Origin of the sequence: Flavobacterium psychrophilum (assembly GCA_001708385.1) — a bacterium.
Lineage (GTDB): Bacteria > Bacteroidota > Bacteroidia > Flavobacteriales > Flavobacteriaceae > Flavobacterium > Flavobacterium psychrophilum_A.
Window position 1 is genome coordinate 1,943,930 of record CP012388.1, and the last position, 17,574, is coordinate 1,961,503.

At 36.8% G+C, this 17,574-nt stretch carries 9 protein-coding genes and 1 pseudogene; all 10 read left to right on the top strand.

The features are described 5' to 3' along the window. The first annotated feature begins 2 nt into the window (after window positions 1-2). The 10 genes and pseudogenes from ALW18_08540 (at window position 3) to ALW18_08585 (ending at window position 17,537) form a co-directional block, all read left to right on the top strand. Window positions 3-6,470, top strand: a complete 6,468-nt coding sequence (locus ALW18_08540; GenBank protein ID AOE52549.1) for a hypothetical protein — start codon at window positions 3-5, stop codon at window positions 6,468-6,470. Further along, entirely contained in the window at window positions 6,448-6,963 is a 516-nt protein-coding gene (locus tag ALW18_08545) for a hypothetical protein (protein ID AOE52550.1), read from the top strand. The genes ALW18_08540 and ALW18_08545 overlap by 23 nt, the downstream gene beginning before the upstream one ends. A 47-nt stretch (window positions 6,964-7,010) precedes the next feature. After that, window positions 7,011-11,030: a hypothetical protein gene (locus tag ALW18_08550; protein ID AOE52551.1), complete on the top strand. Its 4,020-nt coding sequence runs from the start codon at window positions 7,011-7,013 to the stop codon at window positions 11,028-11,030. A 316-nt stretch (window positions 11,031-11,346) separates the two neighbouring features. After that, the gene (locus ALW18_08555) at window positions 11,347-11,937 is read left to right on the top strand and encodes a transcriptional regulator (GenBank protein AOE52552.1); all 591 of its coding nucleotides are present in this window, start codon (window positions 11,347-11,349) and stop codon (window positions 11,935-11,937) included. Between the two features lie 110 nt (window positions 11,938-12,047). Continuing rightward, a pseudogene (locus ALW18_08560) lies at window positions 12,048-12,814 on the top strand (short-chain dehydrogenase). 1 nt (window position 12,815) lies between these two features. Then, on the top strand, window positions 12,816-13,814 hold the full coding sequence (locus tag ALW18_08565; GenBank protein ID AOE52553.1) for an NADPH:quinone oxidoreductase: 999 nt from the start codon (window positions 12,816-12,818) through the stop codon (window positions 13,812-13,814). A 316-nt stretch (window positions 13,815-14,130) separates the two neighbouring features. After that, on the top strand, window positions 14,131-15,432 hold the full coding sequence (locus ALW18_08570) for a hypothetical protein (GenBank protein AOE52554.1): 1,302 nt from the start codon (window positions 14,131-14,133) through the stop codon (window positions 15,430-15,432). 26 nt (window positions 15,433-15,458) lie between these two features. Further along, window positions 15,459-16,259: a hypothetical protein gene (locus ALW18_08575; GenBank protein ID AOE52555.1), complete on the top strand. Its 801-nt coding sequence runs from the start codon at window positions 15,459-15,461 to the stop codon at window positions 16,257-16,259. 82 nt (window positions 16,260-16,341) lie between these two features. After that, entirely contained in the window at window positions 16,342-16,629 is a 288-nt protein-coding gene (locus tag ALW18_08580; protein ID AOE52556.1) for a hypothetical protein, read from the top strand. Continuing rightward, a complete protein-coding gene (locus ALW18_08585) occupies window positions 16,623-17,537 on the top strand; it encodes a hypothetical protein (protein AOE52557.1) in 915 nt (304 codons plus the stop codon). The genes ALW18_08580 and ALW18_08585 overlap by 7 nt, the downstream gene beginning before the upstream one ends. Window positions 17,538-17,574: the final 37 nt, after the last annotated feature.

Sequence of the window (17,574 nt, forward strand, 5' to 3'; positions counted from 1 at the left end):
TTATGAAGGCAAAATACTTTTTATTAGCACTTATTCTTATAAGCCTAAATTCTTATGCTCAAAATTTTTCCGATACTAAGGGAGAATTGCAGATATCTGATATGGGAAGCGCTTCCTATTCGCTTCCTATTGCTGTACCTCCAAGTGTAGGAGATCTTGCACCAACTGTTAGCCTTATATATAGCAGCGGCACTCAGGGGGGAATAGTTGGAGAGGGATGGAATATTAGCAATATCTCATCTATTAGTCGTATCTCAACCAGGATAGATATAGATGGATTTAAGGACGGGGTAGATTTTGACAGCAATGATAAATATGCATTGGATGGACAAAGGCTAATTCCGTCTACAGGTACTGGAGGCAGAGATACTGCCGTTTTAAGAACAGAAATGGACTCGAATATAAAAGTGCTTGGTATGACCGATGGGACTGGCATATTGACAAACTTCAAGGCAATTAGTCCGGATGGAAGTATATCAAATTATCTGAATGTGTCGGAGAATTACAACACTACAGATTTCTATATAGTACGCCATACTGATATTAATGGTAATTATATGACCTATCATTATACCAATATCGCAGGAGCTACACGATTATCTGAAATTAAGTTTAGTGGCAATAACAATGGAACGCTGGCAAACAGCATCAAGTTTAATTATAAAACAGCTAAAAGATCAAACTTCACCTTCGTAAATAATCTTAGATATGAAAAAGTATCGCTGTTGAGCAGTGTTGAAGTTCTTACTAATGGAACATTGTTTAGAAAATATGTAATATCTCATATTGCAGACACTGTATTAGGATATGAAAGAGTTTCTCAAATACAGGAATTTAACGGGCAAAATGAGGCTTCAAACCCGATTGTTTTTACTTACAACACCACTCCTAATACTGTCGATTTTACAATGGGTACTTATATGGACCATATAAATTTTGGAGATGTAGACCTTTCCGGAGATTTTGATGGTGATGGACGTATTGATTTTTTAAGCGATACTAAGCTATACAGTAAACTATTTGTTAGCAATCAGAATCCTACAATTACAAATTTAAATTTTCCGTCCGTTATATGGCAAAAAGAACGTAAGCGACTGTTAACCGGAACAACATTAACCGGTTCTAAAATTAACCAGTTCCAGTCTCTTCTGTTTGTACATGAAAAAGAGACTACCACCGATTTTAAGGTCTACAATCTACAGGGAAACAGCATGGTAAATAGCTATACAAAAACTATACCTTTTGACAATACGGCGCCCTGTATTGATAACTGTGGCGAGGGAAAATGTGACACCTATGACTTGAAAGGTTCAGAGATGATAGAAGGTGACTTTAATGGTGATGGAATCTCTGAAATCGTTGTTTTTTATGACACAACTAAACGTGTTTTTAATTGGGTTACATATACTGTTCCTCCTGAGGGCCAGCCTTGGGATCCGGGATTATTCCCTGCATTACCAGGAGGTGGTACCTATAACCCTGGCACACAATATAATTTCTGTCACCTTGAGCTTGAAATTGACAGAAAATATAGGGATATTAACATTATAGACCTAAATCCAACAGCGTCAACGACGTTTGGAAGTGCCGGCTATACCTACCTGATACCAACAATACTTAATAATGCAGGATTTGATTTAACAGCGAAAAAGCACGTTATAGATTACAATGGTGATGGTAAATCGGATATCTTGTTTATTAATGAAGACACAAAAGCTTATATAGTATTAGGGTTACGACAGACAACTACATCGCCTTTTCATGCATTTGAAAAGCTGGCTGAAGGTGTGCTTACCGATTATGATAAAGATAATATAATGCTTTTTGGCGATTTTAATGGCGATGCTAAAACAGACCTTATAATGCCGGTTGCTGTAAATAGTTCAAACTGGGTTATTTATTTCGCAAAGCCGTCTTCAACTGTAGGAAGCTTCTATACCGAAACCCACAATATAACCAATTATAAACCGGACTCTTACGAGGACGATTTAAAAACAATGGTATATTTCAACGATTATTATACATCAGACCTAAACAATGATGGAAAAACAGACATAGTTCAGGTATTTAGAAAAAAATATAAGGAAGGTTATTTAAATAACGACACAGAATTTAGTATTACAGCATATAGTAATAATATTGGCAATACTACCGTTACCAATAAATTTACAAATTCATTTAGCTCCACCCCTAATACTAGTGGTTCGCCTGAGTTACCGGTGCCTATTGTATCGCAATACCGCCATAATCGTCGCGATTCACATGTGATATTTGTGAGAAACCACCATAATGGGCTTTATCATTTCCAGTTCAATAAAGATGTAATAAAAGATTACCAGCTTAAATCTGTTTCCGAAGCATCGGGAAATATAGTACATACTATAGATTACCTTCCAATGGAACCGGGAACTAATGCTGCTACTGATTTTTATTCATCTTCAAATGCTCAATTGTACCCGTATGTAGAATTAAGCAAAGCACCAACAATGTATTTGGTATCAAAATTAACAGCAACAGTTAATGGAAGGTCTAAATTTCAGGATTTTAAATACCGTGGGCTTGTAACACACCTTCGTGGCCTTGGAATAATAGGCTTTACAAAAACGGCAAGAAGCAGTTGGTATACAGCCGGAGCAACTACCAAAACATATACTGTAAATAATAATAATCCGTTGTTAAGAGGTGCTAATACAATTACCTGGACAACTACAGATACTAACACTCTGTTTAATACCACCCCATTAGGTATTTTAAATAAAAAAACAAATACCTACGAGACTATAAATGGTGCAAACAGCCTTTATACAATAAGGCTTAAAACACAGACGTTTTTAGATTACCTTACTAATGTATCTAACATTACAACATATACTTACGATACGTATAGTAATCCGTTAAAAACCTCTACCGTAACTTATTTGAGCAATGTTGCTAAGGGTTCTCAGGTTATTGACAAACTATACGATAACACGGTTAATGAAATAGACAGTAATTATTTTATTGGTAGAATCTCCTCATTAAAAACAACCAACACTATCAATTATGGAATTGCCGATACTAGGAGTTCATCTGTAAAATATACCTACATGAATGGCGCTGCCGCCAAAGGAAATTTAAAAACAGTTGAGAGAACAGGGAATCAGACTACAGCTATTACCGAAGAAATGACCTATGATGCTTTTGGTAATGTACTAACAAAAACAACGTCTGCACCCGGTGTAGCATCAAGGACAATCAGCAGCGAATATGATCCTACAGGACGATTTGTGCTTAAGGAAACAGATCATCATGGCTTTATAACAAACTTAGAATATAATAATGCCGGTCAGGTAAAAAAATCTACAAACCATGTTGGGATAGTTACAACATTTACCTACGATAACTGGGGTAAGTTAACCGAAGAATTAATAACCAATGCTTCAACATCTGCCCAAAAAACAACGTTCAATTATATCAAGCTGGCTCACGGAGGGTATAATATCATTAAGCATAACCAGGCATTAAACGATTATAATGTAACTACACTAGATGTATTAGGCCGTCAGATAAAAAAATCTACTTATGGCATGGCCGCTAATACATCTATCGCAACGTCTGTAGAATATGATGTTTTAGGCAGACAAATTAAAGAAAGCCTTCCGTATTACGAACTTACTGGTACTCCTAAATGGAAGACCTTTGAATATGATTATCTACACAGACCAACCAAAATAATAACACCGGCAGGTAAAATAGAAACGCTGACATATAGCGGGCTTACTGTTTCTGTAAATGATGGCTCGAGATTTAAAACTATTCTTAAAGATGCTTTTAACAGGGATGCTTCTGTAACCGATAATGGAGGTACAATAAATAATACGTATTACGCTACAGGGCAGCTAAGAGAAGCCGATTATGGAGGTCACAAGCTAATAAGCGCAATAGACGGATGGGGTAATAAGGCATCGCTATTGGACCCAAGTGCAGGTCTCTACAGATATTTCTATGATGCTTTTGGTCAAATAACAAAAGAAGAAACTCCCAAAGGCAATTATGAATACACTTATGATGATAAAGGCAAATTAACGACTAAAAAGGTATCAGGTGATGAGGCGGATTTTATAACCGAATATACCTATAATGCAAACGCGCAGGTTACTCAGGAATATTCGTACAAGCCAATAAGCAACGAGCTGATTAATCTTCAGGCAATTATGTATGACCAATACCGTAGACCCTACTTTATAAGTAACTTTTATGGCAACGATATGTCGCAGTATAAAACTTTTCTTTATGATGCTTTGGGAAGGCTTATTTCAAAGGATATTCAGGCATCTGAAGACGGATTTGAAGCTGCCCATACAGCATACGTTACCGAGAAATATTCATACAATGCCTACAATGGTGTGATGGATAAAATTACTGACGCAAACGGATTAGTTTTATGGCAGTTAAATAGTGTAACAGCAGGAGGAAGTCCGCTTTCTGAAACATTAGGAAACGGCGTTACCATTGCGAACACGTATGACGATTATGATTTCTTTACATCGCAAAGACATAGTAAGAACAGTACTAACGTATTGTATAATACATATAATTTTAATGCACAGCGCGGTTTGCTTAACAGTAGGACTAACAACGTTTTGGGAATAAGCGAAACTTTTAGCTTTGACACGCTTGACAGGCTTACGCAATGGACTAACCCTGTAACCGGGACAAATGATTACAACACTTACGACAACCGTGGAAGGATTACGGAGAACAACGCCATAGGACAAATTGGCTATGATCAAATTAAGCTTTATAGAAAAAGCAGTGTAAACCTTACACCGGAGAGTTTGGCCTATTACCAGCAAAGGCCGGTACAGGCAATTACTTATACCATGTTTAAAGCTCCCAATGAGATAACCGAGGGTGATAAAAAACTGAAATTTTCATATTACGGCAGCAGCCTTAACCGTGCAAAACTAGAATATGGCTATGCCGAGATGACACCCGGTGCCGGCAAAGAATTTACGAAAAGAAAACTGTATAGTGATGATGGCAAAAATGAAATTGTTGTAGACAGGGTTGCAAAAGTTGTAAAAATTCGTACTTTTATTGGTGGAGATGCGTACAGTGCACCATTGTATTATGAAAGCTCGTACAACTGGCAAACGGGTATAGAAACCAATAAGAAGTATTATATACACCGTGATTACCTGGGAAGTATACTGGCAATAACAGATGAAGCCGGAATAGCAAAAGAAAAAAGGCACTTTGATGCGTGGGGCAATCTTTCTAAAATAGTAAATGAAAACAATGTTGCCTTAAATATAGAAAATGGGCTTCAGTTTTTAGACAGGGGCTATACAAGCCATGAACATTTAGATGAAGTAAAGCTAATCCATATGAATGGCAGGCTGTACGATCCAAAATTACGTTCTTTCCTTCAGCCGGATAACTTTATACAGAATCCTGAAGATACACAAAACTTTAACCGCTATAGTTATGCGTTAAACAACCCTCTGTTATATGCAGACTACAATGGAGAAGAGTTATCTGCACTTGCAATAATAGGCTTTAGTGCATTAATATCTACGCTTACATATACTGTTACGGCTATTGCTAATAATGTACCCATCACCGCAGGTGGTATTATAACCGCAGCCTTTGTAGGCGCAGCCAGTGGTGCAATAACGTTTGGAATTGGTGAGGCAACACAGGCTATATCTAATTTTATGCTCAAAACAACAGTGCAGGCAGCGGCACACGGGCTAGCACAGGGCACATTAAGCGCTATTCAAGGAGGTAGTTTTAAAAATGCATTTACGGCAGGTGCAGTGTCATCTTTAGCATCTTCGTTCTATTCAGGAGACGGCAAAATTGCTGGTCTAGGTGGAGAATTTTCTAAAAGTACTGCTGGCATAATATCGTTTGGTACTGTATCTGGAGGGGTTGGTGCCGAATTATCTGGCGGTAATTTTTGGCAGGGTGCTGCAATAGGTTTAACAGTTAGTACATTTAATCATGCAATGCACGGTGGTTTCTCAAAAAAATATACTGTCGGAATTTATATGGATGATGATGCAGCGGCTAATATGGGACATGAAGGGGTAGGTATACAGCAAAAGGAGGGGAATGTTCGATATTTCTCTCGAGATGGCGGCGAATTTGGAGCTTTTGGAAAGACAGATTTTACGGACGTCACCCTACCCGATTTTGAGTCAATTGAAAGATATTATACAAACAAAACAGGTAATAAATATGATAGAGTTGCTTTTTATAGAGCTACAAAAAGTCAGATAATAAAAGGCACTCAATATGCACATAATAACGTAGGAAATACATATATGTTGTTAGGAGGAAATTGTTCTACATTTGTATCAAATACAATGCGCACTATGTTCACGAATTATATAAGTCCAGCAGTTGAAGGCAATATTCCGAGAATTAATTTTTTAATTAGGAAATTTACATATAGTGAATATGAAAGAACTAACAAATTATAAGAAATATCGTTGCTTTTTGTTGATTATAATATTAGTGTTAACAGCGAATTCATGCACTGGAATCGATACCGCTCGCCCTCCAAAGACAAGTGCAGAATCAGAACAAAAAGGTTTATTGCTTTCCAGATACAAGGCATCACAAGATACTGTTTTGGTTAAAGGAGAGAGGTATATAATCAAGGATGCCTGGACTACACATTGGTTAAAATCGAGGACATCAAAAGAAATTAATACAGAATTTTATGAATTCTACGTCTCGATTGAAAATATGGAAACCGGTAAATTTTCAAAAACACATGATGGAAAAGCACTTCCCGTAGAAAACATTAAATACAAGGGAGAAACATATGGTTATACAAATGGTGTGGGTATCTCATCGGGATTACTATCAATAAATTTTCTTACAAAAAACAAACCAATTACACCTGATACGATCATATTATCTTTTAGAAATTTCAATACTGTTAGAGATATTTATTTTACAAAACAATAAGCTATAATCCATCTGTATTTAAGTCAGTAATATATTATCTTAAGAAAATGAAACTCGCTCTACTCTATACCCTATTGTTCACACTTACAATTTCGTTTGCCCAGCAAAAAACAACATCGGTTGGTTTTGTTGAGAATAAGGGCCAGATAGTAGACGAAAAGGGTAAAAAAAACGACAAGGTTTTATACCTTTTAAATACCAATGGGCTAAATGTACAACTAAGAAAAAGTGGTTTTTCTTATGATGTATATGAGGTTGCAAAACATATTGATAAAAAACAGGAAACAAAAAAGCAAACAGGAAACAGCCCGGGTGAAGAGGCATTCGGTTATAAATTTCAGCGCGTAGATATCGATTTTCTAGGTAGTAATAAAAGTGCATTTGTTACTGCCTCAGGAAAATCTACAGACTATGATAATTATTACACCACTTCTCATGCACCCGAAGGCATTTTATATGTTTATAAATATGAAAAAGTAACGTACCGTAACATCTACCCGAACGTAGATGTTATATTTTTTATTCCTAGTGACAAGTCTAAGCCGGTAGAATATAATTTTATTATTCACCCCGGAGGCAAGGTGTCAGATATTAAAATGTGCTTTAAAGGTGCGGCTACAGAACTTAGGGATAATAAAATAAAAATGAACTTTCGTTTCGGAGTAATGGAGGAAACCCTTCCTTTAAGCTGGCAGGAAGATGGCGGTAGTAAGCAGGAGGCTCAGGTTTACTATAGAAAAATTAAAAATAATGTATATGGTTTTGCTGCGATAAACAACCCTCAGAAAACGCTTGTAATAGACCCTGTACCAGATAGGCTTTGGGGTACCTATTATGGTGGTGGCCTACTGGATTATCCCCTGGATGTTGCTAACGGCCCTAACAATAGCGTATATATGTGTGGCATTACGAGCAGTACAAATAATATAGCCACGACAGGTTCATTTATAGAACCAATCTATATCTACAATGGTTTTGTAGTGAAATTCAACACCAACGGAGAACGCCTTTGGGGTATATACTACTTAGGGCGGGCAGACGTTATGAACGTGGATATTAACGGAAACGTTTATTTTACAGGTAGTACATTTCTGGAAGATAATCTGGCTACTCCAGGCAGCCATCAGCCGGAAAGGCTCAGTATAACCAATTCTTATTTAATAAAATTTAACAATAGCGGTATAAGAGAGTGGGGAACTTATTACGGAGGATCTGATTCGACGTATGGTAGATCAATTTGTTTTGATGATGCAAACAATGTTTACCTGGCAGGAGATACATATAGCCCTACCAATATAGCTACTCCGGGATCGCATCAGCCTCAAGATGGGGGAAGTACTAATCCCGACGGATTTTTAACTAAATTTAGTCCTACGGGTACTCAATTATGGGGTACCTATTACGGAGGAACAGGTACAGACAGAATAACCTCCGTTGTATTTTCTAACGGTTTTATTTATTTATCAGGAAATACAATAAGCACCGATAAAATTGCCACACCCGGCGCTTACATACCCACCTATACATTAGGGCAAAAAGGAATGGTGGTAAAGTTTAATACAAACGGGGAAAGAATATGGGGTACTTACTTTGGTAAAACCGGGAATATAAATATACGGGGCTCCTCAATTATTGGAGACAACCTCTACCTTCACGGAGTTACAACCAATACCGACCTAAAAAGTGCCGGCACCTTTAACCCTGACTATATGCCACTTGCTCTCGGACTTGAGTCGGGTAGCAGTTCTTATATTATAAAATTTAATGTTGCAAATCAGGAAGAGCTGTGGGGAACCTATTTTAACGAATACATTCAGGATATAGCTGTTAATAATGATGACTATTTATTATTTACAGGATGTACCAACTTAAATGAGGGCATCGCAACGCCTGGTAGCTATTCTGAGCAAAAAAAATATGGAGATGCCTATTTTATAAAACTAAGCCCGGACGGGCAACGGGTATGGGGTACGTATTACGGTGGTAATGGCGACGAAGACAATCAGAATCAGGAAATATATTGCAACCACATAAGCCTGGATTCAGATAATAACATTTACATCACTGGTGATACATTTAATAGTACAGAAGGATTAGCCTCACCAGGTGCACACCAAACGAATTTTGGAAATGATTACAGGGATTGCTTTCTTGCAAAATTTAGAGACTGTGATACCCCTGTAATAGCAGGAAGTAATAGCCCGGTTTGCGTAGGAAAAACCATTGAGCTTAAAGCTACCGGAGGAATAAACTATAGCTGGATAGGACCAGATGGATTTACTTCAAATCAGCAAAACCCAATTATAGATAATGCGGGGGTTGTAAACAGTGGCGAATATAAATGCCTTATTACCGGCAACGGTAAATGCGACGGTACAATATTGGTAAATGTAACGGTTGGTGATAATATTTCTCCCCTGCCTAATGTAGTAAACTTACCCGTTCTATCCGGTAATTGTAATAATCTGGTCATAACATTTCCTACTGCGACAGACAATTGCATGGAAGAAGTCACAGCAACAACAATGTCTCCGTTAAACTATACGACAAGTGGAACATACACTATTGTATGGGATTATCAGGATAACAATAATAATATTTCGCATCAAAATCAGACAATAATTGTCACAGCGCAACCGCTTCCTATAGCACAGCCGAGCCAATCGTTTTGTTATGAATCATTATTAAGTATAAGTGATATTTTAATTACAGGCGAAAATATAAAATGGTATGACGCAGTATTAAATGGAAATATGCTGCAATCATCTTCGTTACTAACATCCGGCATGACGTATTATGTTTCGCAAACTATCGGGGGATGCGAGAGCGAAAGAATACCAATTACTATTACAATACATTCAACCCCAAAACCTACAGGCAATCCTGAGCAACATTTCTGTAATGACCAAAATCCTTCTTTAGCTGATTTAATTGTAAATGGTTCTAATATAGCATTCTATGATTCTGAAACAGGTGGAAACATCCTGCCACTATCAACCGCACTTACCAATGGCAATAACTATTGGGTAACTCAAAAGTTAAATAGCTGTGAAAGTACAGAAAGGCTCGTTATTAAGGCCAGCATTACAAATGAATTTCCTGCTAGTAATTATGATGTATCTGTATGTGATGATTTAAACGACGGATTCGAAAGTGTAGATCTTACTTTATATAACAACTCCCTCGTTAGCAACAGTGCAAACTACAATTTTACGTACTACAAAAGTTTGTTGGGAGCCGAGAACGAATCTGTCTCAGAATTAATTAATGGCAGTAATGGTTTTTCACTTCATCCTGGTATTAATATAATATACGTACATATAAGGTTAAACGCTGTGTGCTATAAAATTGTAGAACTGAAAATGCAATTAATTTCCTCACCCGATATTAATCTAAAAGATATTTACGGAATTTGCGAGGATGGCTCTGTTACAATAAATGGTTTCGGTAATTATGATAGTTATGAATGGTCAAATGGATCTGAATCTTCTTCGACAACAATTTATGAACCCGGTGATTATTGGCTAACTGTAACTAAAAACAATGAAGGGATTGTCTGTTCCGACACGAAAAATTTTGAAGTTGTTCTATCTGAAAAACCGCGTATAAAAACTATCGAAATAAAGGACTGGACAGATAGTGACAATACAATTGCGGTATTTACTTCTGAAATTGGAAACTTTCAATATTCTTTAGATGGGCTGAATTATCAGGATAGTAATTACTTTTACGGATTGCCTACCGGTAAGTATAAAGTTTATGTAAAAGATAAAAACGACTGTGGAGTAGACTACGAGGAAATATTTTTATTATCTTATCCCAAATTTTTTACACCTAATGACGATGGACAAAATGATGTTTGGAAAATTGAATTCTCATTTTGGGAGCCGGGTTTAATTGTAGAAATTTATGACAGATACGGAAAGACTATCAAATCACTGTCGCATAAAGATAGTGGATGGGATGGAACGCTTAAAGGACATCATCTACCTTCTACAGATTATTGGTTTGTAGTTAAACGAGCCGATGGAACTGAGCGTAAGGGACATTTTTCTTTGATAAGATGATTTAAGCTTTGTGTTTTAATTCGTGTTTTGTGGCGAAATTTCTAAAATATTTTGGTTATGATTTGCCACAAATTTTATCTATTTTGAAAATTTGAGGACAGCATAACAAAATAAAAACCCCGAAAAATCAACATTTTTCGGGGTTTACGAAGTTTTTTGAAAATTTTGCTTTGTTTTGAAAAGCTAAAAATAAACGTCTCAGCAGGCTGAGAGGGACTCCAGTCGAACACCTTATAGAAGTTTTAATATTTTTAAATACTATTAAACATACCCTATAATATACTTTTTAGTATATTTGTAACATAAACAATTAACCATGTTGACAAAAGCAGAAAAGACAAAACAGTTTATACTTGAAACAGCAGCACCTCTTTATAATAAAAAGGGTATTTCTGGCGTAAATATAGATGACGTGCTTGCGGAAACTAAATTAACAAAAGGATGCCTGTATGGCCATTTTGAAAACAAAGACGATCTTACCGTACAGGTTGTTGACCTGATGCTGAAAAAGGTTTCTGATAGAGTGTACCAGGCCGTAGCAAATGCTAAAACTGCAAGGGCTAAAGTTTTTGCTTTTCTTGACTTCTATAAAGACCCAATTGATACTTATATATCAGGGGGTTGCCCAATATTTAACACTGCAGTTGAAGTAGATGATAATTTTCCGTTGATTAAAGAAAAAGTAGCTGCTGTATTTCGACTGGGACAAGAGGGCCTTACCAATATATTAAAAGAAGGTATTGAAAATGGAGAATTTTCTACTCAGCTTGACCCTGTTGTTATGGCATTTAAACTTGTTGCTGCTACCGAAGGTGGCATTGTAATGTGCCGTACATTGAATACCATGAAACCAATGCAATCATTAATAAAAAATTTAAAGGCAGAATTAGATCAATATAAGGCTTGATTTTTTTTATTTTAAAATAGACCAAAAAGTATATTTTAAAATAAAAATTTTTTATGCAAAACAATAACTGAACGCTTACTGATTAGTAATAATATTAAAAACACAAGAATATGAATTTAAAGGATAAAACAATATTGATAACTGGTGGGGCATCGGGTATAGGCCTTGAAGCCACCAAACAATTTTTAGCAATTGGTGCTAAAGTAATTATTACCGGAAGAAACCATGCCAAACTTGATGCTGCTAAAAAAGCACATCCTGCTATTACTGCCATACAAAGTGATGCAGGAAATAAAGACGATGCACAGTCGCTTTTTAATAAAGTAAAAGAACTTGGCGGTATTGACATTCTGTATAATAATGCAGCCGTACTAGTCCCGCCATTAAATTTAGGCATTGCCAATGACAAACATATTGATGGTGCGGCCCACGAAATGGAAGTTAATTACCTGGGTGTACTAAGGTTAAATAACCTTTTTATGGGCATGCTGCAATCAAGAAAAGAAGCTGCAATAATAAACACAACATCGATACTGAGCCAGGCTCCATCTTTAATTGAAGCCACATACTCTTCTTCTAAAACAGCTTTAGCTTTTTATACCATATCACTCCGTGAACATTTAAAAATCATTGGCAGTAACGTGAAAGTATTTGAACTGATTCCGCCACTTGTTGCTACAGAAATGACCGCAGACAGAAACGATAAAAAATATCTCCGCAGGAAATGGTAAAAGGCCTTATTAACGGTTTGCAAAAAGAACATTATACAATTAGGGTGGGCGACGCAAAACTGTTTAACCTGGTTAACAGGTTTTTTCCTAAAACTGCCTTTAAGATAATTAACCCAAAGAAAAGTCATCAACTTTTAAAAAAATAAGATGAAAGCATTTACAATAAATAAGTATACCAAAGGCGACCTGCAACTTGCAGATGTTGCTACTCCAAAAGTGGGCGAAAATGAAGTTTTGGTAGAAATTCATGCGGCAGGGGTTAACCTTTTGGATTCAAAAATTAAAACAGGAGAATTTAAACTGATACTCTCCTATAAAATGCCTTTAATCCTAGGGCATGATGTGGCCGGTGTAGTTACCAAAGCAGGTAAGAATGTCAAAAAATTTAAAATTGGCGACGAGGTATATTCACGCACACCAGACCACCATATAGGCACTTTTGCCCAATACATTGCCATAAATGAAAAGGATGTAGCTTTTAAACCTAAAAACCTGAGTATGGAAGAAGCCGCTTCCATTCCGCTAGTAGCACTTACCGCATGGCAGGCACTGGCTAAAAGGGCCAATTTAAAAAAAGGCCAGAAAATATTTATCCAGGCAGGTTCTGGTGGCGTAGGCACTATAGCCATCCAGCTGGCAAAATATTTAGGCGCAACCGTTGCTACAACTGCCAGTAAAAAAAGCTTTGAACTACTTAAAAGCCTGGGCGCTGATGTATTGATTGATTATAAAACTCAGGATTTTGAAAACGTTCTTAAAGATTATGATGTAGTACTTAATAGCCAGGATACCAAAACACTCGAAAAATCACTTAAAATCCTGAAATCCGGTGGCCATGCTATTTCTATTTCAGGTCCGCCCACACCAGAATTCGCTGCTGAAATAGGATTACCATGGTATCTGAAAGCAATTTTATCATTACTTAGTTTTAGTATTAGGAGTAAAGCTAAAAAAAACCTTATTGATTATTTTTTCCTTTTTATGAAAGCTGATGGAAACCAGCTACAGGAAATTACCAAACTGATTGAAGCTAACACCCTTAAACCGATAATAGATAAAGTATTTACTTTTGAACAGACTAACGATGCAATACAGTATGTGGAGAGTGGCCGGGCCAAAGGCAAAATAGTTATCAAAATAAAATAACAGCAAACAATATTAAAACACAAAACATGAAGTGTTACCTGGGGCCAGCCCAAACACATTAAGCGCTTAAACAAAAAATGCTCCCTTATCCAGGAGCATTGATTTTCTTTTGCAGAGAGGAAGGCTCTCGAATAACTACACATGCTTATTTTCTTTTACTCAATATTAAACAGCAAAATCTTTATATACAAAGGGATTAGCAAGTATTCTATACACAACATTATACATCTATGTATAGCTATATACAATTAATGTTGACTATATGTTGACTAATTTTTAGCAACTATTATTATATTTGCCATGAAATATACTCAACATGGCTACTATAAAGTTCCTGCTTCAAAGCACCACTGCAACAGCTCCTATATATGTAAGACTCTCACTCGGCAGGGGAGCTACACCAAAACGAAAGACAGGCTACATAATAGACTCCAAAGCTTGGAGCAGTACCACTGGCTTCCCAAAAGAAAGATCAGTTACTCAAAAAAACTTAAAAAGCGATCTGGGCACATTATCAGCCCACATTATAGCCCAATACAATAATGACAATGCTAAAGGTCTCAAGATAGATGGGATTTGGCTTGCAAATGTAATCGAGAGTTTTCATGACAGAACAGAGCCTGAACAAAAGGACTTTCTCACCGTATATGGCGATGCATACATTGCAGCAATGAAGTCATCCTCTGGCTCCGTAAAAGCAGATACTATAGGTAAATATCAGACTATAGTAGATAAGCTTAAGGGCTTTGAAGACTATAACGAGAAACGATACCTTCTGAAGGATGTTGGAATCAATTTCAGGAATGAATTCATTAGATACCTTATCGATGTTGAAAATATAAGCAGCAATACTGCTGGAAGATATATAAGTTTTGTCAAGACTATAATACTTGATGCTCGAAGGAACGGATATGAGATAAGCCATCAAATTGCAGATTTTCGTGGATACACAGTTGCAGCCCCTATCGTAACACTCTCATTTGACGAAATAGGCACCATCAAGGAAGCAAAGCTATCAAACCCTAAGCATGAAATAGCACGAGATTGGCTTATAATCGGATGCTACACTGGACAAAGAGTTGGTGATCTTTTGAGAATGAACAAAAGAATGATCACTAAAATTGGTCGTTTCAATCTAATAACCTTAAAACAACAAAAAACAGGTAGCACAGTACAAATTCCAATTCACATGGAGGTTCAGCAGATACTTGATAAACGTAACGGAGAATTCCCTCCAGTCTTTGCAAATACTCCGGACAGCAATAGTGCTATGTTTAATTTATACATTAAAGATGTTTGCAAAGAGGCGAAGATTGACTCCCCTACAATTGGCAACCTCAAAGATCCTGACTCCGGAGTGTATGGCACAGGTACATACGCCAAGCATTTATTAGTATCCTCTCATATTTGCCGTCGTAGTTTTGCAACAAACTTTTACAGTCAACAACAATACCCAACACCATTGTTAATGAGCGTAACTGGGCATACTACCGAAAAGATGTTCTTAGTGTACATCGGTAAAAAGCCTGTGGATTATGCGTTACAACTTGCAGCTATATGGGAAAATTTGTCACAGTCGACCCCAGCAAAAAAAACCAAGAAAAATCAACCTTCGTAAACAACTTAACACCTTAGAACAATTTTATGATCCCTGAACAATTTGTTAAAACAGCTATACTTTATCAAAGATACAAAGAGTTTATGCTGACATTCCCTGACGAATATTACGAACAACTTTCCGACATGGACTTAGAAGACACTATAGAAGATCCATTGACTGGCGAGAGATGGGATATGCTACTTTCTAATACTTTCGCACAAGAATACACTGATCTCATCAAAGAAAAGGAATACTTTACGGGATGCCCCGTTCATATATATCAAGAGGACTTCCATCGTAGAAAAAGAAACTATTTGGTTAGTAATCCTGACACATTAGATATTGACTTTTTTCTATCGGAGTACGAAAATCTTGCACTGCCAGTATTTGACCTCACACTTCCAAACGTAGTGAAGTCCATTCAGCATTCAATAATAAGGACAAGAGAATTTCTTGATACAGAAGTAGCCAAGACAAGTTACACTGTTTTAGCATCTATCAATGACTCCGGCAAACCTCAATACACTTATAAAAAAAAGGATATAGTAGAGATCTCCCCTACCTTATACAGTCCAGACTATAGTGACAATAGTAAAATTGAGCGTGTTGCTTATTTGGAGATTTTAGGGGTTATCGAATTCATCAAGAAGAAGACCGATAACATTTCAGAAACAGCATTATCCTCTGTCCTGTCGGGATTTACAGGAGTCGACGGAACAACTTTAAAGAGTTACTTAACTGGAATAGACCATCCCGAAAGTAAAAACAATCCTTTGAGAGATCCAAAGAAAGTAAAGGCAATTAAAGACAAACTACAAAAATTAGGAGTAAAGCTAACCAACTAAGGTTAGCTTTTTCATTTCGTGGGATTCCCCCTGTATTCCCCCATAGAATTTTGCATCAGTAATAACTTAAACATGCAAACCTATGGGAACAGTGCAAATGGTTCAGGTAACCCCTGAAGAATTAAAGACAATGATTGTCGATGGAGTAAAAGAAGTTTTAAATAGTATTGTTGCTTACATAAAGCCAGCGTACGAGCAAGAACTTTGGACAAAAAAAGAGGCAGCCAATAGGCTTAAGATTAGTCTCAGTACATTAAACAACTGGTTGAAACAAGGTAAAATCGAATCTTTTGGAATCGGCAATAGGGTCTACATTAAGGCAGAAGACTTGGAGGCAGCTCTATTAGTAAGAAAGCATGTCGAATGGTAGATAACATTAAATTCTTCATTAAGGACTTTAAGAATTTCGAAGAAAATCTTTGCAAAAATGCAATTATTGATTTAAACACCCTCTACAGCCCTATAACCTCCGAGGTGGCAGATTATCCAAAGACTGGAAAATTCTATAACATGAACGTCCGGATAACCGAGCAGCAGGCTTTCTTTCAAGGGAGCCTGCACAAGCTCATCAACATGTTCCTTGACGACGAGGAACATAACTATAATGACTTTGATATACGTGACATCCGGTTTGCTACAGATGAGATCACCAATACTTTTGGAATCTCCCCTGAAATGACTTCTATAACAAACTTGGAATTTGGCTTGAATATCCCACTTGATGAAGACCCTCAAATAATTATAGACCATCGGCTATTGATGAGTAATTTCAAAAACCATAGTAAGGACTTAAAGTTTAGAGGGGAGGGCGATTATAAGGAGTTTATTAAAACCGATTATAGTATCAAGATCTATAACAAATCCAAACAGTACGGACAGGATAAGCATATACTCAGAGTTGAAGTAAAATTCACAATGAAGAGAAAACTTGAATCCTTAGGTGTCCAGACCCTCGAAGACCTCAAGAGTACTTCAGTACTTCAAAATCTTTTCGAATTCCTCATGAAGCAATTTGATAAACTTGTGATAGTGGATAGCTTCTACAACAGGCAAAATATATTAAAGAGAGACGTAGCACGCCTTACCCAGTTCACTAACCCTAACTATTGGATAGATGCTGCCGAAACTAAGCATCCCCTTACAAGGGATAAACTAATTAGAAAGTTCGCCAGTCTTATCAGAAAGTACCGACTGGATTCAACAAAGAAAATGCTGATTGGGAAACTTGAGGCTAAGTACTATACTTTGCAAGGACTCACAGATGCTATTCCCGTATAGTCAAACCTAAAATGCAAACTATAATACTGCTTGCAAA